Origin of the sequence: Erwinia typographi (genome assembly GCF_000773975.1) — a bacterium.
Lineage (GTDB): Bacteria > Pseudomonadota > Gammaproteobacteria > Enterobacterales > Enterobacteriaceae > Erwinia > Erwinia typographi.
The window spans coordinates 35,427-59,397 of sequence record NZ_JRUQ01000023.1 but is presented as its reverse complement, the minus strand read 5'-3'; the positions used below and the strand labels follow the sequence as shown (position 1 = coordinate 59,397).

Here is a 23,971-nt window from a genome sequence, read left to right as displayed (position 1 = left end):
TGATTATTCAACCACTACAGATTACCAGACCGCCCCGTTCAAAAAGAAGATACTCAAATTCAGCACCACCTTTGTTCTCATCAAGTCAATCTGCACCCCGGATAAAGACAAACCAGATAACTCACTGGACTTCTATACGCTGTGGATGCAGATAGCTCCACTGTTTGAGTACGGAATTACGGACAAGCCGACAGCCACCGTGACCGCCAGCGCGTTGAAAATCCGTCAGGACAACACATTTTCGGGTTGGATGCGTAACGGAATTTCCCAGGGGATAAACATTCCCCGCGATGCACTGCATCACTATAAAGCTCCGCAAGACACGCATACTACGTTACCGCGCGGTTCAGTCGTAGAGATTGAACAAGAGGCAACTTTTATTCTTAACGGCAGGCAAGCTCCATTCATTTTTATTACCGTTGTGTCGGTCCCCGAAGGTACCAAAACCGGATTATCTGTCGGAAAGTCTGGCTGGATTTCTGGCCTGGATAAGTTTGTTAAGAGGCAAGGCATTGCATTACCAGCATGGATGCAGGAAGCGCGTAAACATGGCGTGTTTAATCAGGTCGTGACGGTATCCGGGGAGGATGCACTTGCGATTAAGACCGGGGATGTTATAGGTCACTTGAGCCTGATTGAGCAACCATATGGTAACCCTCAGTATTTCTGTCATCTGGAAGTATTCAGCCAGGATGCACGGATGAAGAATTTTCTGACTAACAAGGCTGGCGTGACGAATGGAGCCGCAGGACTGCATACTCTGGCGGATAAAATGCGCTGGCAGCATCGTGACAGAGATAATTCTTTTGTCGTGGCTGGTGTCGGCGGTGACCCTTCACCAACAACGGCAGAGCGTTACACTCTCGCAACTCAGTGCCGACAACTGGAAGTTGACGGAAAGACCTGGTATTACATTCCAGAAGAGCAGGCATGGATGGCTGCGGAAGATGTGGAGAGAGTAAATCAATTTGATCTTGAAAAACGGGGATTTATACCTCTGGAACAGGAGGACGCCCCACAAAGCATTTTCCAGACCCCAAAAGAAAGCTGGCTGCGACAAGCGTTCGGGCGACTTGAAGAATTAGCCAGGGGCGAAACCCGAGATATGTATTCCTCCAGCTACACCGAAAAGTATCAGAAGTTGCTAAAGCAGATGGATTCAAACCAGGATGGTGTAGTCGATGCTGGTGAACTGTGGCGGTTTATGCACAACCGCCAGCCACATATCCAGTATCAGGTACAACGCCTGGTGGTTAAGCATCACAGCGAGTGGCTCAAAGATGGTACATCAGCCCTTTGGCAGGCCGCACTGGATGAACAGGCGAAGAAATACCCGGACATGGCACTGTATAACCGCGATTTCATCAATAAACTGGTGTGGATGAAGGACGTATCGGAGATCCGTAGCAGTGAGGCTCTGTGGCATATGCATCCGGTGGTGTTTCTCGATGCGATCAAATCCGCTGGGTACGATTTCTCGACAAGAGAAAGCACAATTCGAGCCATTATTGAAGAGAGCAAGAATCAGGGTTTCACGCTTAACACCCAAATTGCATACATTTTAGCCACCGTTAAACGCGAAACAGGCGATACATTCAAACCAGTGAGAGAAGGTGACTGGGTTGGTCACACTTCGACGGACGAATACAGAAGAACCCATTACCGCTACTACCCATACTATGGTCGTGGATTTGTCCAAATCACCTGGGATTACAACTATCAAGCATATTCAGAAAAGTTAGGGATCGATTTGGTTGCGGACCCAGATAAAGCATTAGATCCTGATAATGCGCTATTTATTCTTATCGATGGTTTCAAGAACGGTGTGTTCACAGGTAAGAAATTGACCGATTATGTCAACAGCGCAAGCACAGATTTTTTTCATGCAAGACGGTGCATAAACGGCCTCGATCATGCAGAGCAGATCAAAGGTTTCGCTATTGACTTTTTAAGCAACCTGGATGCGGGAGAATAGCAATGAGAAAAATTTTACCATTGGCCTTACTGATTTTAAGCAGTCATGCTTTTGCCAGTGAGTTACGGTGTGGCTGGTTACAAAATCCTACGCCATCTAATCAATGGCTTATTGATAAAGATGGTACTTGGGATATTTCGTTGCAAGGTGGATATTCTGCCCCAGGCATCGAAAAATTAAAGGATTTCCCGGATGAACAATTTGTTAAAACCAACGGAAACTATGGGTATGGTTGCTCATGTATTCGAGTTGATGTAAACAAAAGCGATAAGAAGGTTACACAGATTTATAGCTCTAAAGTTCTACCTCTTAGCCGTTGCGAAACAGATAAAACTCTCCCAAAACCCTAATTTCTAGCCTAAGCGGAGGAAATTCAGCCTCCGCTTTGCACTCACATAGTTTTTTGTTCTACAGAACCTCTACCAGTTCAACCAACCGCGAGACATCAACACCTTTTCCGTATCGGTTATAAGTTATCGTCGCGTTAGAATGTCCGAGTACCTGCGAGGCGGACTGTTCAGGGAAGCCATTTTGTTTGAATGTTGTGGCGGCGTAGTGACGTAACGAATGATATTCAGGTAAACCATGCTTGCCCCGGAACCTTGTGAACCAGCGGCTGAAATAGTGACCATAGCTACCAAGATGCAAAGTTAGCTCAGGGAACAGATGCCCTTTTCTGTCTTTGATGAAATCAAGCAGACCAAGCGTCAGCAGTTGAGAATGAATTGGTACAAACCGCCGCGAACTGTCCGTTTTAAGCGTCTGATTTGGGTTCAGGTTATCGATACGGAAACACCCGATCCCGTCGATCTTCATCACGTCGTTGTGATAAAGCTGGCAGTTTTCATTCTGTCTCATGCCAGAATAGCGACCAATCAGAATGATCCACCGCTTCCAATCCTTCACACCATGTAAAGCAATGTGCAAGCGTTTCAAATCGTTGAGTGTATACGCTGGACGGCGATCCATCGGTGCGGTTGTTTCCTTAACGCCCATTCCCTCGATGGGTTTCGAATGTCTTCATCTGGACGAGTCGCAAACCATTTGAAAAACGCCGAGTTCTTTTTGATGTAACGGTTTCTGGTGGATTCTGAACCTTCAAGACCATCAACAAACGCCGCCGCGCTTCTTTTACTAAAAGGCTCTTTTGTAGAATTCAGATATGCATTCACGCACCTGTTGATGGTCAGTATTTCCCGTTCACCAACTGATCCCACTTTGCTTTTCGTATACTTATCAAGCTCATTCTTCAGGCTCTTGAATGGCTTTTTCTGTTGTGGCTGTTGGAAGGAAGCAGACGGGGTTGCTGTGTGTGCCGGGATGGACTGCGGAACGCAGTGGAAAGGTTGTGAGATGACATATTTCTCCACACGGAGCAAAGCTTCACGCTTGGAACGTGTGCGAAGAGAAATACGAATTTCACGGCGTTTCCGAGGTGCCAGGTAGACCCTTCGGTAGTACCAGATCCCGTGACGGGAAAGCATAAGATGCGACATTGATTAGCGTCCTAAGTGATACACAAAAGTTGTATCACCGCCGTTTCAATGCACTAAAAAAGAGGGTTACATGATGGGCATCATGCAGTTAGCAGAATTGGGTGGGGGCCCTGCCAGCTACATCCCGGCACACGCGTCACCTGCTGCGGCTGCTTCCTTCCGGATCTGACCGAGTTCACAAGTTAGCATTGCGGGAGAACCAACCGGGCCCCCATTGAGTGCTCCATCAGATGGAGCGAGGGCATTATCAATGAAGCCCCAGGCAATTGCAAGCCCGTGCCTGGCAACCGTTGCTTTCTTGCGCAACCCCCTGTCATTCTGCCTATCTGATTGTTTTCAAAGCCGATACGTCACCTCCCCAGCCGCTGTTATAACGTCATGAAATCGCTTCAGATGTTCCTCACTTTCGATTACTGTGGTGAATCATTGAGGGAGGACAGATGGATCGCCACGACAGCTTTCAACAACGTGTTTATCAGATACTCGCCGCAATCCCCTACGGTAAGGTCACCACCTACGGCGATATTGCTCGTCTTGCTGGTTCTCCGCGCGCGGCTCGCCAGGTCGGTGGCGTGCTGAAGCGACTGCCGAAAGGCAGCAAGCTTCCCTGGCATCGGGTGATTAACCGGCTTGGCGAGATTTCGTTAAGCGGCGACAATCTCGATCGCCAGCGCCAGGCGCTGCTGGAGGAAGGTATTGAGGTTAGCCCGGAAGGCAAGATAGTGCTAAAGCAGTACCGCTGGGAAGGTGACTAAATCCGCCCCTTGCGGGGCGGAAAGGCTCACAGTGAGGAAGGCGCAGGAATAGCTGCTGAAGGATTCACCTGCGTCGGTGAGGTTGAAGGTACGGTTGTTGCCGCTCCGCCTTGCGTTGGCATCGCCATTGAAGGCACCGGCACTAACAGCAGCTCCTGCTTAGTGCCGCCATTGTTTATCACCGGCTTAACCGCATCGGTAATAAACATCATTTTGCCGTCCAGGGTGATGGCCGCACTCAGCAAAATACGGGCGTTCGGCTGAATATCTGCCGGATTATAGGGCAGAATAAAGGCGAACGGCGCCTGCTTACCGTCCGTTCTTACCACGCGCTGAGAGATGACCCTGGAAGGCGCATCGGCAAGCGAAGCATCAGACAGCGTGACGGTCAGCACCGCATCAGGCGGCAGGGCTATACGCTGACGAATAAAGACAGAACCGCTAACGTTAGGCTGGCGAAGCGTTGACTGCTCCCCCGCTACCTGTGAAGCCAGCGTCGCCGTCGGCACATCTTTTCCTTTGTCAGCACACCCAGAAAGCGCCACCGCCAGCGCGGCACCAGTTAGCATTGGCCAGATTTTCATTGATTTATTCTCCTTATGATCAATGCAGATAGTGATGTTTCAGTTAGCCTGAAAACCGTGATTTACTGTTCTGTAAGCCTTAATTCTGGCACAACTTACTGATTTTTTCCTGGTCGCTCCCTTTTCCCGCACGGTGGTAAAGATAATTAGCCCGCCCCGTTGACGGTAACTGGTCGGATCTCGCAAAATGAATGCAGTGTATCACCGAGGAAAAACCCCATGAGTCAGGCCCTGCAAAACCTGTTAAACCTGTTGAACCTGGAAAAGCTGGAAGAAGGCCTGTTTCGCGGCCAGAGTGAAGATCTTGGCCTGCGCCAGGTCTTTGGTGGTCAGGTCGTAGGGCAGGCGCTGTATGCGGCCAAGCAGACCGTCCCGGCCGACCGCATCATTCACTCCTTCCATAGTTACTTTTTGCGCCCCGGCGACAGCCAGAAGGCCATTATATATGACGTGGAGACGCTACGTGACGGGCAGAGCTTCAGCGCCAGAAGAGTCAGCGCCGTGCAGAATGGGCATCCTATTTTCTATATGACGGCGTCGTTTCAGGCACCGGAGAGCGGCTTTGAGCATCAGAAAACCATGCCCAACGTTGTCGGCCCGAATGACCTGCCCAGCGAAGGCGATCTCGCCAGACAGCTGGCCCATTTTATTCCTGAAAAAGCGCGGGAGAAATTTCTCGCCGAGAAGCCATTTGAAATCCGGCCGGTTAAGTTCCACAACCCGCTGAAGGGCCACGTTGACGAGCCCACCCGCCACGTCTGGATACGGGCAAATGGCAACATGCCCGATGACAAACGGATCCATCAATATCTGCTGGGCTACGCTTCAGACTTCAACTTCCTGCCCGTTGCGCTTCAGCCTCATGGTAAAGGATTTCTTGAACCCGGTATGCAGGTTGCCACCATCGATCACTCGATGTGGTTCCACCGCCCGTTCGATTTGAATCAGTGGCTACTCTACAGCGTCGAGAGCACTTCAGCCTCCGGTGCCCGTGGTTTTGTACGCGGGGAGTTTTATACCCAGGACGGTACGCTGGTTGCCTCAACGGTGCAGGAAGGCGTAATGAGGGTCCGCAACGGCAAACAGCCGTAAACAGCAGAAAAAGAAACGGCTCCCGCAGGAGCCGTTTTTCATTGTTGTTGAGCGCACTACTTTTCTGATTTTATCTTACTGGTTGTAAGCATTCTCGCCGTGGCTGTTCACGTCCAGACCTTCACGCTCCTGGTCTTCAGGTACGCGCAGACCTACGATCATGTCAGCAACTTTGAAGGCGACAAAGGCGACAACGCCGGTCCAGACAATGGTCACGCCCACGCTGAACAGCTGAACCCAAACCTGATGGCCCATGGTCACACCTTCGGCATAACCTACGCCGCCCAGTGAAGAGGAAGCGAAGACGCCGGTGAGGATACAGCCTACGATGCCGCACACGCCGTGAACACCGAACACATCGCAAGGGTCATCGACACGCAACCATTTCTTCAGGGTGGTCACACCCCACAGTCCGGCAAGGCCACCGACGATACCGATAATCAGCGCACCGCCGACGCCAACATAACCACAGGCAGGGGTGATAGCAACCAGACCAGCGATCACGCCTGAGCAGACGCCCAGCAGGGAAGGTTTGCCGCGCAGCGCCCACTCACCGAAGGTCCAGCTGAGCATTGCGCCAGCGGTAGCCATGACGGTATTCAGGAACGCCAGGCCAGCGATTTCGTTGGCGGCACTGGCTGAGCCAGCGTTGAAGCCAAACCAGCCCACGTAGAGGATCGCGGTGCCGGTGAAGACCATTGGCAGATTGTGTGGCTTAAACGCTTCTTTGCCGAAGCCAGCGCGTTTGCCTACCAGGTAAGCCCCCACCAGGCCAGCAACTGCGGCGTTGATGTGCACTACGGTACCACCAGCGAAGTCCAGCGCACCGTCCTGTGCCAGCAGACCGCCTGACCAGACCATATGCGCAATCGGCAGGTAGGAGAAGGTCAGCCAGATAGCCACGAAGATCAGCACCGCAGAGAAACGTACGCGTTCAGCGATGGAACCCACAATCAGACCCACGGTGATACAGGCGAATGAAGCCTGGAAGGCAACGTGAATATACTGATAGAAAGAACCGACCAGCGCGGTCAGCTGAATGTTTTTCAACATGGCCAGGCTGAAGCCGCCGAAGAAGGCATTTCCTTCACTGAAGGCCAGAGAATAGCCATAAATCATCCACAGCACGCAAACCATAGCAAAGGTCACGGCGACCTGAGTCATCATGGAAAGCACGTTCTTTCCACGAATCAAACCGCCGTAAAACAGGGCAATGCCTGGCAGCGTCATGAACAGCACCAGCGCGGTGCAGATCATCATAAAAGCATTATCGGCTTTATCTGCCACTGCCGGGGCTGCCGCCATAGCAAGCGACGGTAACAATGCCAGGCTGGCGAGGCCAAATACAGCAAGTTTTTTCTTCATTTTATCCCATCCCATCACAATTCTAAGCCCCGAGATTACAGCGCTGCTTCGTCTGTTTCGCCAGTGCGAATACGGATGACTCGCTGCAGCTCTGCAACAAAGATCTTACCGTCACCAATTTTGCCGGTATAGGCAGCCTTGCTAATGACATCAACCACTTCATCAAGCTGGTCGTCTGCAATCGCAATATCTATTTTTACTTTTGGCAGGAAGTTCACGCTGTACTCAGCACCGCGATAAAGTTCTGCATGTCCCTTCTGGCGACCAAAACCTTTTACTTCGGTAACGGTCAGCCCCTGAATACCGATAGAGGACAGTGCTTCACGCACGTCTTCCAGTTTAAACGGTTTGATTACCACGGTAACCAGCTTCATACGATCCCCTCCAGGTATTGAAAATGGTTGTTTAGCCCGACACGGATGGATTAAAGCAAAGGCTGTGCCATATATTAAAAATTGGCATTTTTCAGACGATTAGTCAGTCTGGCCCTGAGTTCCTGTCAGCGCCGTTTCGCGGGGAGTGAGAAACAAACTGAGAAGCAGGCAGAAAAAACGCACCCTAAAAGTGCGTTGCGCATTAAGAAAGTGCATGTGAGGTGTTTTGCCAATTTTTATGCCCGATTGAGGTGCAGCGAAGCGGCAGCGTTTATACCGCTTCACCTGCCTCCAGTTCCTCACCGACCTGCTGTAATTGATACATTTGCCAGTAGCGGCCCTGTTTCTCCAACAGCGTCTGGTGGCTCCCCTGCTCAACGGCACGGCCACGGTGCAATACCAGGATGGTATCGGCATCAACAATCGTCGAAAGCCGGTGCGCAATGACCACCAGCGTGGTTTTTTCACCTACGGCTTTCAGCGCCTGCTGGATTGCCTGCTCGGTGCCGGAGTCGATATTCGCCGTGGCCTCGTCCAGGATCAGTATTTGCGGTGAAGCAACCAGCACTCTTGCCATCGCCAGCAGCTGCTTTTGCCCTACCGAGAGGGTATTCCCCTGCTCACCCAGGCGGGTGTGAATCCCCTCCGGCAAGCCGCGGGCCAGCTCAGCAAGCTGGACCGTTTCCAGTGCGGCCCAGACATCCTCTTCCGGGATTGCCCGCCCCAGCGTCACGTTGGCAAAGAAGGTGTCGGCCAGGACCACCGGGTCCTGCTGGACCATCGCCACGCCCTGGCGCAGGACGCGATGGCTAAGGCTGGACAGCGGCCGTTCATCAAGGTAAATCTCTCCCTGCTGCAACGGGTAATAGCCCATCATAAGATTAGCCAGCGTGCTTTTGCCGCTGCCGGTATGCCCTACCAAAGCAACGAAGTTGCGCGAGGGTATGTCCAGAGAAATGTCGCTCAGCACGTTGCGCTCGTCCCGGTAGGCAAAGGTGAGATCCTTCACCGCAACCTTCCCGGAGGCCAGAGGCCTTTCATCAGTGCCATAGCGCTGGCGAGGGGCATCGATTAGCTCGAAGATGCGCTCCCCGGCCACCACCGCCTGCTGTAGCATTGACTGCTGCGTGGTCAGCTCGATCAGCGGTTCATTAAGCCGGCCAAGGTAGTTAATAAAGGCATAGAGCACGCCGACCTCGATACTGCCCGTAGAAGAGAAGCCAAACAGGATCATCAGCCCGCAGAGGATCAGCGCTGAAAACAGGCTCAGCAGCGGTCGCAGCAGGAAGCCATCCAGCTTCAGGGTTTCCATCCGCGCCAGGTAGTGCGAACGGCTGGCTTCCCCCATCCGTTCGCCAAAGCGCGCCTGCTGGCGAAACTGCTGGATTACGCTCATACCGTTGATGACTTCATTAAAACCGTTATTGATATCGGCCAGATAGCTGCGAACGCGACGCACGATAGGCGTGCTGTAGCGCTGATAAATCAGCATCACCGTCAGCACTGCCGGAAAAATGAGGATCGCCACCAGCGCCATGCGCCAGTCCAGGCTGAACATCGCCACCAGCATCGCGCCGATCAGCGCGGCGCTGCGCAGCACCGTGGCGACAACCGTGACGTAAAGATCGCGAACCACTTCGGTATCGTTGGTCACGCGTGAGATAATTTGCCCAACGGGTTGGGTATCAAACGCGCTGAGCGGCTGACGCAGTGCCGCGTCCATCACGTCCATACGGAGCTGCTGGACGACGCCTACCGCCGCCTGATTAAACAGCAGTGACTGCCAGTAATGCAGAGCTGCCGCGAGGATCTGCAGCAGAATAAAACTGGTCGCCAGCCCGGCTACCAGCGCTACCGGCATACGGTGTCTGGCTACCATATGATCAATGAAATAGCTGACCAGGACCGGCCCCATCACCTCTGCCGCCGCCGCAATCCACAGCAGCAGCACGGCCAGGCCAAGCGACTTGCGCCATGGCGATCCGTAACTCAACAGGCGTTTCAGCGTGGGCCAGAGTGGGTTAAGACTAGCCATGCGAAACGCCCTTTTCGTTCTCTTCTTCATCCAGCGCCGCCTCAAGCTGCTGATAGCGATACATATCCTGATACCAGCCCTTCACGGAGACGAGCTGCTCATGCTGGCCGCGCTGTACGAGCGCGCCTTTCTGCATCACCAGGATTTCACTGGCTTCCGTCAAAGCAGACAGGCGGTGCGCGCTGATAATCACCGTTCTACCCTGCCCCCAGCGCCGCAGATTATGCAGGATCTGATGCTCCGTTCGGCCATCCACGGCCGAAAGCGCATCGTCCAGGATCAGGATTTCGGCATCCAGCAGCAGCGCCCTGGCGATCGAGATACGCTGCTTTTGCCCGCCGGAAAGCATCACGCCTCGCTCACCAACCGGCGTCTCGTAGCCCTGCGGCAGCCGCAAAATGTCTTCATGGACGTTAGCCAGCCTGGCAGCCTGCTCAATCTCGCGAAGCTCCGCGGTTGGGCGACCCAGCGCGATATTGTTCGCCACGGTATCTGAAAACAGGAACGGCGTCTGGCTGACGACCGCCAGGCGGCTCCGCCAGCCATCAAGGCGAAGCTCGGTCAGGGGAATATCGTGAAAGCGAATATCGCCCTGAGCAATATCGAAGTGGCGCTGAATCAGGCTCAGCAAAGTACTCTTCCCTGAGCCCGTTGGGCCACACAGCCCCAGCATATGCCCCGGCTTGAGCTGCACGTTAACGTGCCGGAGGGCAGGATGCTGCGAGCCAGGATAGCAAAACTCCTTAATAGCAATCTGTAACGATCCGCGCTCTTCCGGAAGAGTCTGGCTGCCCTCCCCGACCGTCGGCGCTTCTGACAGCAGCGAACGAATCCGGCTCCAGGCCGCGCTTCCTCGCTCTACAATATTAAACATCCAGGCCAGCGCCAGCATCGGCCATATCATCAGGCCGAGGTACATTACGAAGCTGGTCAGCTGCCCCAGCGTCATCATCCCGTGCCAGACCAGCCAGCTGCCGCCGCCAATCGCCAGCAGGTTAGACATGCCGATCGCGATATAGATCGTCGGGTCGAAACGCGCATCGACTCTGGCCACCCGCATATTTTTCCTGCCGGTATCTCTGGCAATATCCGCGAACTGTCCTGACTGGTGATCTTCAAGACCAAAAGCCTTAATCATCCTGATGCTGGTTAAGCTTTCCTGAGTCTGGTCGTTGAGCGAGGAGAACGCCGCCTGCGCCAGCTTAAAACGGTTGTGCAACTGGTCACCATAGCGCTTGATCACCAGCGCCATGATCGGCATCGGCAGCAGAGCCAGCAGCGTCAGCTGCCAGCTAATTTGCGTGCTCATGACGAACAGCACCACCAGGCCCATCACCAGGGAGTCCACCAGCGTCAGTACGCCTTCGCCTGCGGCAAAGACCACCCGGTCGACATCATTAGTGGCGCGGGCGATCAGGTCTCCGGTACGGTGGCGCAGATAAAATTCGGGATGCTGTCGGCTTAGCTGGCGATAGAAATCCTGGCGTAGCTCAACGGCCAACTGATAAGAGGCCCCGAACAGCAGCACCCGCCAGACATAGCGCAGCAGGTAGACCACCACAGCGGCGATCAGCATCACGCCGACCCACATCAGTAGCTGCGAGGTGCTCATCTGCTGGCGGGAAACGCCGTCAACCACCATCCCGACCACTTTGGGCGGCAGCAGTTGCAGAAGAGCGATAACAATCAGTAGAGCAACGGCCCCGAGGTAGCGTCGCCATTCGCGAATAAAATACCAGCTTAATTGGCTAAACAGTCGCACAGAAAACGTCCTGGTTAAGATTGAGCAGAGGCGACCGACTCATTTCAGCGGTAGCGCCGTGGTGTATTTTATCTCTTCCATCGCAAAGCTCGAAGTCACATCCAGCAATCCTGGAACCCCGTTCACTAAACGTTTATAGAAGGCGTCATAGGTTTTCATATCCGCCGCCTGAATCCTCAACAAATAGTCATATTCACCGGCCATGCGATAGCACCCCATCACTTCCGGCATCGCCTGCACAACCTCTACAAATTGCTGATACCAGCTGCTGCTGTGCTGCTGCGTTTTGATCAGCATAAATGCCGTCAGCGACAGATCGAGCTTGTCCGCGTCCAGCAGCGCAACGCGGCCGCGAATATAGCCTTCATCCTCCAGCCTTTTCAACCGTTTCCAGCAGGGCGTGGTGGTCAGATGCACGGCGTCGGCCAGCGCCTGGAGCGACAAGGTGCAGTCCTGTTGCAGGAGCGCCAGCAGCTTAAGGTCAGTTTTGTCTGTCATTGCCATATCCGGGAGAATATTTTTCTCTTAATGGGTCATTTTACAGGAAAGAGAGTAAACCTTTTTTCCGCTGAGTGCCGTACTCTTTAATAAATTTTTCCGGGGAAGAAACATGTCAGATTCATGGGTATCGCACGCAATAAAAGAGATTAATGCCGACATTCAGCGCTCGGCTGATACGCATCTGATCAGGCTGCCGCTGGCTGCTTTTCCAGGGATTTGGCTCTACCTGAAAGATGAAAGCACGCATCCCAGCGGCAGCCTGAAGCATCGCCTGGCGCGATCGCTGTTTTTATTCGGCTTATGCAACGGCTGGATTAAAGAAGGCACGCCGATCGTTGAAGCTTCTTCCGGCAGTACCGCCGTTTCTGAGGCTTACTTTGCCCGGCTACTCGGCCTGCCGTTTATCGCCGTCATGCCTGCCACCACCGCCAGACGTAAGGTCGAACAGATTACTTTTTACGGCGGGCGTTGCCATTTTGTCAGCGATCCCTGCCAGATGTATGCCGAATCGGAGCGACTGGCGAAAGAGTTGAACGGCCATTTTATGGATCAGTTCACCTTTGCCGAGCGGGCCACCGACTGGCGCGGCAATAACAATATTGCCGACAGCATTTTTCAGCAGATGAAGAATGAGCCGTTCCCGGTGCCGGAAAGCATTGTGATGAGCGCGGGCACCGGCGGCACGTCGGCCACCATTGGCCGCTACCTTCGCTATCAGGGCTATGCCACACGGCTGACGGTGGTCGATCCTGAAAACTCCGTGTTCTATGATTACTGGCTGCAGCGGGATAAAACGCTGCGTAACCCCCTGTGCGGCAAAATCGAGGGGATTGGCCGCCCGCGCGTCGAACCTTCGTTTATTGCCGACGTGGTAGATGAGATGATCCGCGTCCCGGATGCCGCCAGCATTGCCACCATGCTCTGGCTGGAAAAACAGCTTGGCCGCAAGCCTGGCGCTTCAACCGGTACCAACGTCTGGGGTGCGCTACAGATTGCCAACAGAATGGCCGAAGAAAAACGTCAGGGGTCGATCGTCACGCTGCTGTGCGACAGCGGGGAGCGCTACCTGGACAGCTATTATAATGCCGACTGGGTCAGAGAAAATATCGGGGATATCAGCCCGTGGCAGCAAATGCTGGGCTAAAACGCCGGACTATCCCGTCCGGCTCGAGTGACACAAGAACTACATGACCAGACCATCCTGTCCGGTAAGCTGACCTCAGTATTCGGGGGAATAGTCGAGGTTAGGGGTGGAAAGCCAGTGGTTTAGATAGTGAGAAACGCCCTGCGTCTCGCAATGGCCGATAACCGGCAGATGAGGCAGCAGGGATTTCAGCTGACTCATCGCGTTGCCCATAATGAAACCGCGCCCGACGGTTTCAAGCATCTCCCGGTCATTCATCGCGTCGCCAAACGCCATGCACTCCGCCAGGCTGATCCCCAGAGATCCCGACAGCGAAGCCAGCGCGGAGCCTTTATTGCAACCGGGAGGTAGAACTTCCAGACAGTCTCTGGCTGAGAAGCAGATATGGGCGCGCTCGCCCAGCGCATCCCTCAGCTGCCCCTGTAGCTGGCAGAGATCGTTATGCTCCGCAATAAAACACAGCTTGGTGACCTGATGCGCCGGAATGCGCTTCAGGTCTGCCAGCTGATAGCGAAAGCCGCTCATCTGATGCGCATGGAGGATCTGCGGCAGGTCGTGCTGAGTCAGCCAGCCGTCATCGTTAAACAGATGCAGACTGGCCGCGGTATTCCAGTGGGTGTGGATAACCTCTTCCGCAACCTCTGGCGAGAGGTCGCTGGCGGACAGTAGATTGCCCTGCCGGTCGTGTACGCGAGTGCCGTTGCCGGTGATCAACCAGGCGTCAAGCTTAAAATCGGCAATCAGCGGCTGCATTTCAAGCCAGTGGCGACCAGTAGCGAAGGTCAGCAAAACGCCCCGCTCATCCAGCGCGCGCAGAGCCGCGAGGGTTCTCTCCCCCAGCTGATGGTCGGGCATCAGCAGAGTACCATCCATATCAAATGCCGCCAGACGGGCCATCGTTACTCCAGTGTCTGTTTTTTCATCGAGCGCTGAGTATCACCTGGTATTTACGGAACTAATAGTGAATACTTCCTGAAAAGCGTTCCGGGTTTACTCTATGCGTCAGCTTAACCGACTAAATCAGTATCAGCGCCTGTGGCAGGCCAGCCTTGGCAACCCGCAGCTGACCAGCGTGGCCGGGATTGCCCTGCGCTGCATCTGTAGCGAGCGTCATGCGCGAACCCTGCTCAATCAGTGGCAGAGGCTGGGCTGGCTGGACTGGAAAGCACAGCCCGGACGCGGGAAGCGCGGCGAACTGACATTTATACACTCTCCAGAACAGCTCAGAACCGCCCTGCTGCAACAGCAGTTGGATCGCGGCCTGTCTCATCAGGCGCTGGAACTGGTACAGATTGCGCCGGAACAGTTAAACCAGCTGCTTAAGCCGTTTATGGGCGGGCAATGGCTGGACGACCGGCCGACATTACGTATCCCCTATTATCGCCAGCTCGATCCCCTCAATCCCCTTGATATGCCGGGCAGAGCAGAACAGCACCTTGCAGGGCAGATTTTTTCCGGACTGACCCGATTTCAGGACGATCGGGTGGTGCCCGATCTGGCGCATCACTGGCAGTGCAGTAAAGACGGACTGAGCTGGTTCTTCTTTCTGCGGCCACAGCTGTTCTGGCACAGTGGAGAGCGCGTTTCGTCGCAACAGCTGATGCAGCGCCTGCAACAGATCGTTGCCAGTCCACTGGGCGCACGCCTGCTGGCGAGCGTTAAATCTCTCTCGCTGCCGCAAACAATGTGCCTGCGCATTGACCTGCACCGTCCCGATCACTGGCTGATCTGGCGGCTGGCAACGGTGCCCTGCCTGTTGACTCACCCCGAAGAGAGCTCGCTGGGCACCGGTCCCTGGCGGCTGAGCCACTGGTCACCTGAGCTGGTACGGATAGAAAATCATGAGCGCTACCATGGCCCTCAGCCTTTGATGCAAATGGTTGAATACTGGATCACTCCACAGCTTTTTGACAAAACGCAGGGGACAAGCTGTCGCCATCCGGTACAGATAGCCATCGGGGAACTGCATGAGCTGTCGCTGCTGAGACCGGTCAGCCGTCGGATCAGCCTGGGATTTTGCTATCTGGCGCTGAAAAAGAATGCGGCGCTTTCTCCTGCCCAGGCGCAGAAAATACTGACATTGATCCGCAGCAAAAACGTGGTTGCCGGGCTGCCGCTTGAAGAGGGTCTGATCACCCCAAGCCAGGAGATGCTGCCAGGCTGGCCGGTGCCGGAAGTGAACGACAGCGAGCCCATCGGGCTACCCGCTACGCTCAGTCTCCACTATCATCTGCCCGTAGAACTGCACGCGATGGCGGAAAAGCTGAAGGACGTGCTGGCCGAAGAGGGTTGTACATTAACGCTGCACTTTCATCCGGGGAAAAACTGGCAGGGTTATACCGGGCTGGAAACTGCGGACATTATTATGGGTGACCGCCTGATCGGTGAAGCGCCGGAATTCACGCTTGAAAGCTGGCTGAGGCTGGACCCGCTCTGGCCCACGCTGCTGGGCGAGGGTGCGTATCGCTCGCTGCTTGGCGGGCTTGACGATATTCAGTGCAGCAGATTGCAGGACGAACGCCAGCGGGGACTTCAGCAGACTTTTCATCAGTTGATGGCGATGTCGGTGATCACTCCGCTGTTTAACTATCGCTATCAGGTTAGCGCCCCGCCCGATGTCGAAGGTATCGCGCTGAATGCCTGGGGATGGTTTGATTTCTCCCGCGCGTGGATCCCGCCGCCGGTTGCCATTTCCTGAGCAGAACTACCCTTCTGCCGCTTCAGGCAGTACCATACGGCGTAACTGATGATTAAGGTGATAAACATGAAGCGTGCGGTAGTGGTTTTCAGCGGTGGCCAGGACTCAACAACCTGCCTGATTCAGGCTCTGCAACAGTATGATGAGGTGCACTGCATCACCTTCGATTACGGTCAGCGCCATCATGCGGAAATCGATGTTGCCCGCCAGCTCTCGCTCTCTCTTGGCGCGCGTGCGCATAAGGTGCTCGACGTAACCTTGCTGAATGAACTCGCCGTCAGCAGCCTGACTCGCGACAGCATTCCGGTTCCGGCTTACGATGCCAATGCCAGCGGGCTGCCAAGCACGTTTGTGCCGGGGCGCAATATTCTGTTTCTCACGCTGGCCTCCATCTATGCTTATCAGGTGGAAGCCGAAGCGGTGATTACCGGCGTCTGCGAAACGGACTTCTCAGGCTATCCAGACTGCCGGGATGAGTTTGTGAAGGCGCTGAACCACGCTGTTGCGCTGGGCATGGCGCGCGAGGTGCGCTTTGAAACGCCGCTGATGTGGCTGAATAAAGCCGAAACCTGGGCGCTGGCTGATTACTGGCAGCAGCTACCGCTGGTGCGTAACGAAACGCTGACCTGCTATAACGGCATCAAGGGCGACGGCTGCGGGGAGTGCGCTGCCTGCCATCTGCGTGCCAACGGCCTGACGGGCTATCAGGCTGACAGCGACGTGGTGATGGCTGAGATGAAGCGCAAGACCGGCCTACGCTGACAGCATCTCCTCCATTCGTCTTTTCAGTTCGCCCTCCATCGGCTGTGCCTTTTGCGTGCGCAGATCGATGCAAACAAAGGTCAGCGTGGCGTCGGCAATGGCTTCACCGTTCGGCGCCAGCGTCACGTTCTGACCAATAACGCCGCTTTTGCCGCCCAATTGCACCAGCCTGCTGTGGATGTCCAGTACGTCGCCCATTACAGCCGGGCGACGATAGTTGATGTTAATGTTCACCACCACAAACGCCAGACGGTTTTCCTGTAGCCAGCTGAATGACTCCAGCCTTTCCAGCCACTCCCAGCGGGCTTCCTCAAGAAACTCCAGATAACGGGCATTATTAACATGTTGATAAACATCCAGATGATAACCGCGAACTTTAATAGTGGTATGCATAGCGACGCTGCCCTTTCAAGTAGAGGCCACACCAACTGGTATGACCTCTACAGATTAGCAGCCGTTTTCCATGCGGTGCAGAGAAAGCGTTAAAGTCGCGAGAGAAATCACAGTTTCAACCGCGACAGGTTTCTCTCCACCAGCGCATTGCCGATCCCCGGCACTTCTCTCAGCTGCTCAAGATCGGTAAAATCCCCGTACTGCTCGCGATAGCTGACGATGGCCTCGGCTTTTTTTAAGCCTACGCCATTAAGCGCCGCGACCAGCTCCTCAACGCTTGCCTGGTTCAGACTGACTTTCTCGTTCGCCTGCCCAGCCATTTGTCGGGCAGCCGGAGAAGATGCCGCAGGCAGAACGTCCGCCGCACTTACCGACTGCGCAACCATCATCACTGCGCCCATCACCCCGGCAAAACAGAGCGCCTTTAGTGTTTTTTCCATGCTGTATTCCTCCATGTGTTTGACAGCACGACTACCCTACTGTGGCCCTGGAAAGGAAACAAACGCCGGATGACAGAAATGGAAAAGGCCGCGTAAGCGGCCTTTAGGATTACAACTCGTTGCAGAAAATTTGCGAGGCTTACTGAGCCTGCGCCGCCGCACCGTATTTGATCTTAGCGTCCTTACGCAGGTTGCTCAGCAGCGCTTCAAAGGCGATCTGCGCATTATTTTGCGTCACGCCCTGAACCATCGCCTTCTTCTGCGCCTCCGGCATTGAGCCGCTGCGGACCTGATCCAACGCCAGCAGCAGCACGTTACCTTCACCATCTTCGCCGGTCGCGTAAGAAGGCTGGCCCTTTTCAGGCAGGCTCATAGTAAACACCGTCTGCGCTGCAGCATCCTGGCTGTTACGAGTCAGCGTTTTCTGGCTACCGAAGCTCAGGTTACTGGCTTTCATCGCCTCATCGCCCTTGCCTGCCTTCAGATCGGCCAGCAGTTTATCCGCCTGTGCTTTGGCTTCTTTCTGCGCCTTCTGCGTTTTCAGCGTATCGGTAATCTGCGCCGTCACCTGATCCAGCGGCTTAACGGCCTCCGGCCTGTGCTCGCTAACGCGCAGAACAAAGGCGCGGTCGCCGTCGACGGTAATAATGTCAGAGTTGCTGCCCGGCGAGCCGTTTTCACCGACTAAGCCGCCGTTGAAAATCGCCTGCTCAACCTGCTTGAAGTTCAGCTCCGCTGGCGGATTGTCATGGCTGAACCAGCCTGTCTCCACCGCTTTCACTCCGGCAGCCTGCTCAGCTCCGGCCAGCGACTCATTATCATTACTCGCTGCATCGCTCACTTTCTGCTGCAGTTTATAATAAGCATCAATCGCTTTTTCCTGTTTAACCTTCGCCGCGATATCGTCATGTACCGCAGAGAGTGGCTTAATCTGCTGTGGCTGCACGTCGACCAGGCGAGCGACAAGGAAGCCGACGGAAGATTTGATCACCCCGGAAAGCTGCCCCTTCTCGTTCAGACCCGCATTTTTCAGCTCGTCAGGCGTAGTCTCCGGCTCCAGCCAGCCCATATCGCCGCCGTTGCGGGCAGAAATCGGGTCAGCGGACTTCGCCTTAGCCAACGCGGCAAAGTCACCGCCCTTATGCAGTTCGTCCAGAATTGCCTGAGCTTCCGCCTCGGTTTTGGTCTGGATAATACTGAAGCGGCTGCGCTGCGGCTGCGTGTAGTCAGCCTGGTGCTGATCGTACCAGCTCTGGATATCGCTCTCGCTGGCCGTTTCCTGCAGGGATGCCGCATCCAGCTTGATGTAGCTCACGCGGAACTGCTCGGGAGACATCAGGCTGGTTTTGTTCTGCTCGTAATAGTTTTTGATCTCTTCAGGGCTGACGCTCTGCTTCGCCACCAGCGCCGCCACGTTGATCGTCGCTTCGCGCACCAGACGCTCCTGAGAAACCAGCGAGGCCAGCGCGTCCGTTTCACCGGTCAGCATAAAGTCGGTGCCGGTCACCGCAGCAATCAGCTGCTGAGTGGTCAGCTGCTTACGCAGCGCTTCCGCATAGCGGTCGGCAGAGAAGCCCATCTGGTTGATCAGACCAAGGTATTTGGCATTATCAAATTTGCCGTCGGTCTGGAAGGCTGGCTGGCTGAAGATCGCCTGTTTGATTTGATCGTCGCCGATCGCCAGGCCCAGCTCATTGGCGTAGCCGGTCAGCAGCGATTCATCTACCAGCTGAGACAGCGCCTGCTGGCGGACCTGTTGCACCCAGGCAGGATTGCCAGCCAGTTGGGAGAACTGATCGCCCAGCTGCTGCTGCTGACGTGAACGCTCGTTGGAGAAGGCGTTCTCAAGCTGCGCGCGGCTGATTTCCTGTCCGTTAACCCTGGCGGCATAATCTCCGTTACCGCCAATAAGGTAGTTGCCCACCCCGGTCAATACAAAAGACAGAATGATCAAAGCCAATATAATTTTGAGCACGACATGGTTCGACGCCGCGCGTAAATTGTCCATCATGGTGTGACAACACTCCGCTGTAGTATGAATGTAAAACCCTTGCGCTTTCGTCCCGACTTCCTGGGGACGCTCCACGCCGCTGCGTAGCAAACCGCACGCCATTATGACAACCGCATTGAGCAAATGTCATCGAAACATAAAAAAAGGCACATCGTTTTTTTGATGTGCCCCGTATGGTACATGAGAACGCCAACACAATCCTCACTCCACCGAAGAATTTACTGGTGGATACATACCGCCGTTAGTTTACGGCGTCTTTCAGCGCTTTACCGGCACGGAAGCCAGGTACTTTACCCGCAGGGATAGTGATCTCTTTGCCAGTCTGTGGATTACGACCGGTACGTTCTGAACGGGCGCGCACGGAGAACGTGCCGAAACCGACCAGCGCAACTTCATCGCCCTCTTTCAGCGAATCTGAAACGGAGCCCATAAATGCATCTAAAACGCGTCCTGCTGCCGCTTTAGAAATGTCGGCGCTTGCAGCAATTTTGTCGATCAACTGTGACTTATTCACTCAATAATCCCCTCTTTTATTATTCACTTCGTAACCGGGCTTCCCACCCGATACGAACGCGTATCAATTATCTGGATTCAGTCTTTGTTATGCCGACCACGACCACAGCCGCCACTGGCCTAACAGCACTCTAAATTAACGGCACAAAAAAACGCTGGCAAGTCCCAATTTGCCTGCCAGCCCGGCTTTTGGCCTGTTTTTGCCTTAAATCACTATTTTGCCGTCGCAACCTGCATCCCGTAAGGGGCATTTTGCAGGGCCAGGGTCAACACTTCCTCAATGCGCTTCACCGGATGGATGTCCAGGTCGGCAATAATGTTATCCGGGATTTCTTCCAGATCGCGCTTATTTTCATCAGGAATTAGTACCGTTTTAATTCCACCACGATGGGCAGCCAGCAGCTTCTCTTTCAGCCCGCCAATCGGCAGAACCTGACCACGCAGGGTGATCTCTCCGGTCATCGCCACGTCGGCGCGTACCGGGTTACCCGTCAGGCAGGAGACCAGCGCGGTGCACATTGCAATACCGGCACTTGGGCCATCCTTCGGCGTAGCGCCTTCCGGAACGTGCACATGGATATCACGCTTTTCGTAGAAATCACCATTGATACCCAGCTTCTCAGCACGCGCGCGGACGACGGTCAGCGCTGCCTGGATGGACTCCTGCATGACTTCGCCCAGCGATCCGGTATAGGTCAGCTTGCCTTTGCCCGGTACGCAGGCGGTTTCGATGGTCAGCAGATCGCCACCCACTTCGGTCCAGGCCAGCCCCGTAACCTGACCAACGCGGTTTTCATTGTCCGCACGGCCATAGTCGTAGCGCTGAACGCCCAGATAGTCTTTCAGGTTATCCGCGTTGATCACGATATGCCTGACGGTTTTATCCATCAGCAGCGTTTTCACCGCCTTGCGACACAGTTTGGACAGCTCGCGCTCAAGGCTACGGACGCCAGCTTCACGGGTGTAATAGCGAATGATGCTGACAATCGCACTGTCTTCCACCGTCAGTTCGTTATCCTTCAGCGCGTTACGTTCAATCTGCTTCGACAGTAAATGCTGTTTGGCAATGTTGAGCTTCTCGTCTTCGGTATAGCCGGACAGGCGGATAACTTCCATACGGTCCAGCAGCGGCGCAGGAATGTTCATCGAGTTAGAGGTTGCCACGAACATCACATCGGAGAGATCGTAATCCACTTCCAGATAGTGATCGTTAAAAGCAATGTTCTGTTCCGGGTCCAGAACTTCCAGCAGGGCTGAGGCCGGATCGCCACGCATATCGGAGGACATTTTGTCAATTTCGTCCAGCAGGAACAGCGGGTTTTTCACGCCCACTTTGGCCATTTTCTGGATTAACTTGCCCGGCATGGAGCCGATATAGGTACGACGGTGACCGCGGATCTCCGCCTCATCACGCACGCCGCCCAGTGCCATACGCACATATTTCCGGCCGGTGGCTTTAGCAATGGACTGGCCCAGCGAGGTTTTACCCACCCCCGGCGGTCCAACCAGGCACAGAATCGGCCCTTTGATTTTGCTGACGCGACTCTGCACCGCCAAATATTCCAGGATACGGTCTTTCACCCGCTCCAGGCCGAAATGGTCGGTATCCAGCGTTTCCTGCGCCTTCACCAGGTCTTTCTTCACCTTGCTGCGCGCGTTCCACGGAACCTGAACCATCCAGTCGATATAGCCGCGCACCACGGTCGCTTCGGCGGACATCGGCGACATCATTCTCAGCTTTTGCAGCTCGGCTTCGGTTTTATCCCGCGCCTCTTTCGGCATTTTTGCCGCATCGATTTTGCGTTTCAGCGCTTCATTTTCGTCAGGCGCATCATCCATTTCGCCCAGCTCTTTCTGAATCGCCTTCATCTGTTCGTTCAGATAGTATTCGCGCTGGCTTTTTTCCATCTGCTTTTTGACGCGATTGCGGATGCGTTTTTCCACCTGGAGCAGATCGATCTCTGACTCCATCATCGCCATCAGGTATTCCAGCCGCTCGTTGACGTCTGACATCTCCAGCACGGACTGTTTATCCGCCAGCTTCAGCGGCATATGCGCCGCCACGGTATCCGCCAGGCGCGCGGCATCTTCGATGCTGTTCAGCGAGGTCAGAACTTCCGGCGGGATTTTCTTATTCAGTTTGATATAGCCTTCAAACTGATTGATCGCGGTGCGCACCAGCACTTCCTGCTCGCGCTCATCAATATCCGGAGACGCCAGGTATTCCGCCTGGGCGGTGAAATGGTCACCATTATCAGCAAGCGTGGTGATATGCGCACGCTGCAAGCCTTCCACCAACACTTTTACCGTGCCGTCCGGCAGCTTGAGCATTTGCAGAATTGAGGCCACGGTCCCTACCGAGAAGAGATCGTTAATGCCAGGTTCATCCGTTGAAGCTTCTTTCTGTGCGACCAGCATGATTTTTTTATCATGATCCATGGCGGCTTCAAGGCAGCGAATCGATTTCTCACGACCGACAAACAACGGAATTACCATGTGCGGATAAACCACTACGTCACGCAACGGCAACACAGGGATTTCAATGCGTTCAGAACGCTCAGGATTCATAGAGCTCTCTCTTAGTTTAATTTCCGCCAGGGTGATGGGAACCGCAACAGACAACTAAAGTGCAGTTTTACCCACAGGTAGTTGAGTATATGGGGATGAATGCGGGACATTCAATGTTATCAGCGAGAGAAAAACAAAAGGGGGAATAAATTCCCCCTTTTTGAGCTAACCAACTGGAAACAGGTGGTTATTTATTCACCAGAAGCCTGCTGCGCTTCCTGTTTTCCGTAGATCAGCATGGGTTCTGTCTGGCCCTCAATCACTGAATCGTCAATCACCACTTTTTCCACATCGTCCATGGAAGGAAGATCGTACATGGTGTTCAGCAGGGCGCCTTCCACAATGGAACGCAGGCCACGAGCACCGGTTTTGCGCGACATCGCCTTTTTGGCAATGGCCGTCAGGGCTTCATCCCGGAACTCCAGGTCAACGCCTTCCAGGTTGAACAGCGCCTGATACTGCTTGGTGAGAGCGTTTTTCGGTTCACGCAGGATCTGAATCAGCGCCTCTTCACTCAGCTCGTTCAGCGTTGCTACCACCGGCAGACGACCGATGAATTCAGGGATCAGGCCGAATTTAATCAGATCTTCCGGCTCAACCTGCTCCAGCAGCTGCCCCTCGGTGGCTTTCTCAGCCTTGCCCTTCACGGTGGCGCCGAAGCCGATACCCGATCCGGTTTCCACCCGCTGGGAGATGACCTTATCCAGACCAGCAAAGGCGCCGCCGCAGATAAACAGGATTTTGGAGGTATCAACCTGCAGGAACTCCTGCTGTGGGTGCTTACGCCCGCCCTGTGGCGGTACGGCCGCGACGGTGCCTTCAATCAGCTTCAGCAGCGCCTGCTGCACGCCCTCGCCCGAAACGTCACGAGTGATTGACGGATTGTCCGACTTGCGGGAAATCTTGTCGATTTCATCAATGTAAACAATGCCGCGCTGCGCTTTCTGCACGTCATAATCACACTTCTGCAGCAGCTTCTGGATGATGTTCTCCACATCTTCACCGACATAGCCTGCTTCGGTCAGGGTGGTGGCATCGGCCATCGTGAACGGCACGTCGAGCAGACGAGCCAGCGTTTCCGCCAGCAGCGTTTTTCCGCTCCCGGTTGGCCCAATCAGCAAAATATTACTTTTTCCCAGCTCAATACCGTTGCTGGTGTCGCCGTTGCGCAAACGTTTGTAGTGGTTATAGACCGCTACGGCAAGCACCTTCTTCGCCCGCTCCTGGCCGATAACGTAATCGTCAAGGTGATGGCGGATTTCATGCGGCGTCGGAAGCGCGCTGCGTTCACGATGCGGCGCGACCTCTTTAATCTCTTCGCGAATGATGTCATTGCATAAATCGACACACTCATCGCAGATATACACTGACGGGCCGGCAATCAGCTTGCGCACTTCATGCTGGCTTTTGCCGCAGAAAGAGCAGTACAGCAGCTTTCCTGAACCGTCTTTGCGCTTATCTGTCATCAGTTAACCTCTTCTATTATCTTCGTCCGCACTCTGT

At 54.5% G+C, this 23,971-nt stretch carries 22 protein-coding genes and 1 other RNA gene; 7 read left to right on the top strand and 16 right to left on the bottom strand.

Features of this window, described 5'->3' with window-relative positions; genetic code table 11:
* Together NG99_RS29660 and NG99_RS28080 are read left to right on the top strand one after the other, a co-directional pair.
* The coding region (locus tag NG99_RS29660; protein ID WP_072017553.1) for a hypothetical protein at window positions 1-1,975 on the top strand (1,975 nt) is incomplete at its 5' end.
* A 2-nt stretch (window positions 1,976-1,977) separates the two neighbouring features.
* Window positions 1,978-2,325, top strand: coding sequence for a DUF4087 domain-containing protein (locus NG99_RS28080; RefSeq protein ID WP_072017552.1), 348 nt, complete (start codon window positions 1,978-1,980; stop codon window positions 2,323-2,325).
* A gap of 58 nt (window positions 2,326-2,383) precedes the next feature.
* Here the strand turns inward: NG99_RS28080 and NG99_RS29895 are convergent, their stop codons facing one another.
* The 3 genes from NG99_RS29895 to ffs all read right to left on the bottom strand — a co-directional run bounded on the left by NG99_RS29895 (window position 2,384) and on the right by ffs (window position 3,676).
* Window positions 2,384-2,944, bottom strand: a complete 561-nt coding sequence (locus tag NG99_RS29895; RefSeq protein ID WP_232298208.1) for a site-specific integrase — start codon at window positions 2,942-2,944, stop codon at window positions 2,384-2,386.
* Entirely contained in the window at window positions 2,908-3,471 is a 564-nt protein-coding gene (locus tag NG99_RS29890; protein ID WP_232298207.1) for a hypothetical protein, read from the bottom strand. Before NG99_RS29890 ends, NG99_RS29895 begins: the two co-directional genes overlap by 37 nt.
* 108 nt (window positions 3,472-3,579) lie before the next feature.
* Window positions 3,580-3,676: signal recognition particle sRNA small type (gene ffs / locus NG99_RS28075), an RNA gene on the bottom strand.
* Window positions 3,677-3,911: 235 nt separating this feature from the next.
* On the opposite strand from ffs, the gene NG99_RS06535 reads away from it, so the two are divergent.
* Window positions 3,912-4,226, top strand: a complete 315-nt coding sequence (locus NG99_RS06535; protein WP_034889819.1) for an MGMT family protein — start codon at window positions 3,912-3,914, stop codon at window positions 4,224-4,226.
* Window positions 4,227-4,252: 26 nt separating this feature from the next.
* Here NG99_RS06535 and NG99_RS06530 read toward each other — a convergent pair whose 3' ends face one another.
* Window positions 4,253-4,810 (bottom strand): YbaY family lipoprotein, encoded by a 558-nt coding sequence (locus NG99_RS06530; protein ID WP_034889817.1) that lies wholly within the window; start codon window positions 4,808-4,810, stop codon window positions 4,253-4,255.
* Between the two features lie 219 nt (window positions 4,811-5,029).
* Between NG99_RS06530 and tesB the strand changes: the two genes are divergently transcribed.
* On the top strand, window positions 5,030-5,902 hold the full coding sequence (tesB, locus tag NG99_RS06525; protein ID WP_034889814.1) for an acyl-CoA thioesterase II: 873 nt from the start codon (window positions 5,030-5,032) through the stop codon (window positions 5,900-5,902).
* A 75-nt stretch (window positions 5,903-5,977) separates the two neighbouring features.
* Here tesB and amtB read toward each other — a convergent pair whose 3' ends face one another.
* The 5 genes from amtB to NG99_RS06500 form a co-directional block, all read right to left on the bottom strand.
* Window positions 5,978-7,282: an ammonium transporter AmtB gene (gene amtB, locus NG99_RS06520; RefSeq protein WP_157032569.1), complete on the bottom strand. Its 1,305-nt coding sequence runs from the start codon at window positions 7,280-7,282 to the stop codon at window positions 5,978-5,980.
* 20 nt (window positions 7,283-7,302) lie between these two features.
* Entirely contained in the window at window positions 7,303-7,641 is a 339-nt protein-coding gene (gene glnK / locus NG99_RS06515; RefSeq protein WP_007886947.1) for a P-II family nitrogen regulator, read from the bottom strand.
* A gap of 271 nt (window positions 7,642-7,912) precedes the next feature.
* Window positions 7,913-9,676: a SmdB family multidrug efflux ABC transporter permease/ATP-binding protein gene (locus tag NG99_RS06510; protein ID WP_034889799.1), complete on the bottom strand. Its 1,764-nt coding sequence runs from the start codon at window positions 9,674-9,676 to the stop codon at window positions 7,913-7,915.
* The gene (locus tag NG99_RS06505; protein WP_034889796.1) at window positions 9,669-11,438 is read right to left on the bottom strand and encodes a SmdA family multidrug ABC transporter permease/ATP-binding protein; all 1,770 of its coding nucleotides are present in this window, start codon (window positions 11,436-11,438) and stop codon (window positions 9,669-9,671) included. Before NG99_RS06505 ends, NG99_RS06510 begins: the two co-directional genes overlap by 8 nt.
* A gap of 39 nt (window positions 11,439-11,477) precedes the next feature.
* Complete coding sequence (locus NG99_RS06500) at window positions 11,478-11,936, bottom strand: Lrp/AsnC family transcriptional regulator (protein WP_034889794.1); 459 nt, start codon at window positions 11,934-11,936, stop codon at window positions 11,478-11,480.
* A 112-nt stretch (window positions 11,937-12,048) separates the two neighbouring features.
* Between NG99_RS06500 and NG99_RS06495 the strand changes: the two genes are divergently transcribed.
* The gene (locus NG99_RS06495) at window positions 12,049-13,083 is read left to right on the top strand and encodes a PLP-dependent cysteine synthase family protein (RefSeq protein WP_034889791.1); all 1,035 of its coding nucleotides are present in this window, start codon (window positions 12,049-12,051) and stop codon (window positions 13,081-13,083) included.
* A 75-nt stretch (window positions 13,084-13,158) separates the two neighbouring features.
* Here the strand turns inward: NG99_RS06495 and cof are convergent, their stop codons facing one another.
* Window positions 13,159-13,980, bottom strand: a complete 822-nt coding sequence (gene cof, locus NG99_RS06490; RefSeq protein WP_034889788.1) for an HMP-PP phosphatase — start codon at window positions 13,978-13,980, stop codon at window positions 13,159-13,161.
* 100 nt (window positions 13,981-14,080) lie between these two features.
* Between cof and NG99_RS06485 the strand changes: the two genes are divergently transcribed.
* Both NG99_RS06485 and queC read left to right on the top strand, forming a co-directional pair.
* On the top strand, window positions 14,081-15,781 hold the full coding sequence (locus NG99_RS06485; RefSeq protein ID WP_034889785.1) for an SgrR family transcriptional regulator: 1,701 nt from the start codon (window positions 14,081-14,083) through the stop codon (window positions 15,779-15,781).
* A 66-nt stretch (window positions 15,782-15,847) separates the two neighbouring features.
* The gene (queC, locus tag NG99_RS06480) at window positions 15,848-16,543 is read left to right on the top strand and encodes a 7-cyano-7-deazaguanine synthase QueC (RefSeq protein ID WP_034889828.1); all 696 of its coding nucleotides are present in this window, start codon (window positions 15,848-15,850) and stop codon (window positions 16,541-16,543) included.
* On the opposite strand, the gene NG99_RS06475 is transcribed toward queC, so the two are convergent.
* From NG99_RS06475 to clpX, 6 genes are all read right to left on the bottom strand, one after another.
* A complete protein-coding gene (locus tag NG99_RS06475; protein WP_034889782.1) occupies window positions 16,535-16,936 on the bottom strand; it encodes an acyl-CoA thioesterase in 402 nt (133 codons plus the stop codon). The genes queC and NG99_RS06475 overlap by 9 nt on opposite strands.
* Before the next feature lie 107 nt (window positions 16,937-17,043).
* On the bottom strand, window positions 17,044-17,376 hold the full coding sequence (locus tag NG99_RS06470; protein WP_034889779.1) for a ComEA family DNA-binding protein: 333 nt from the start codon (window positions 17,374-17,376) through the stop codon (window positions 17,044-17,046).
* 139 nt (window positions 17,377-17,515) lie between these two features.
* Entirely contained in the window at window positions 17,516-19,387 is a 1,872-nt protein-coding gene (gene ppiD / locus NG99_RS06465) for a peptidylprolyl isomerase (protein WP_034889777.1), read from the bottom strand.
* Window positions 19,388-19,628: 241 nt separating this feature from the next.
* Window positions 19,629-19,901: a nucleoid-associated protein HU-beta gene (gene hupB, locus NG99_RS06460; RefSeq protein ID WP_034889775.1), complete on the bottom strand. Its 273-nt coding sequence runs from the start codon at window positions 19,899-19,901 to the stop codon at window positions 19,629-19,631.
* Between the two features lie 212 nt (window positions 19,902-20,113).
* Window positions 20,114-22,468, bottom strand: a complete 2,355-nt coding sequence (lon, locus tag NG99_RS06455) for an endopeptidase La (RefSeq protein WP_034889772.1) — start codon at window positions 22,466-22,468, stop codon at window positions 20,114-20,116.
* A gap of 191 nt (window positions 22,469-22,659) precedes the next feature.
* Window positions 22,660-23,934, bottom strand: coding sequence for an ATP-dependent protease ATP-binding subunit ClpX (gene clpX / locus NG99_RS06450; RefSeq protein WP_034889769.1), 1,275 nt, complete (start codon window positions 23,932-23,934; stop codon window positions 22,660-22,662).
* Window positions 23,935-23,971 lie beyond the last annotated feature (37 nt).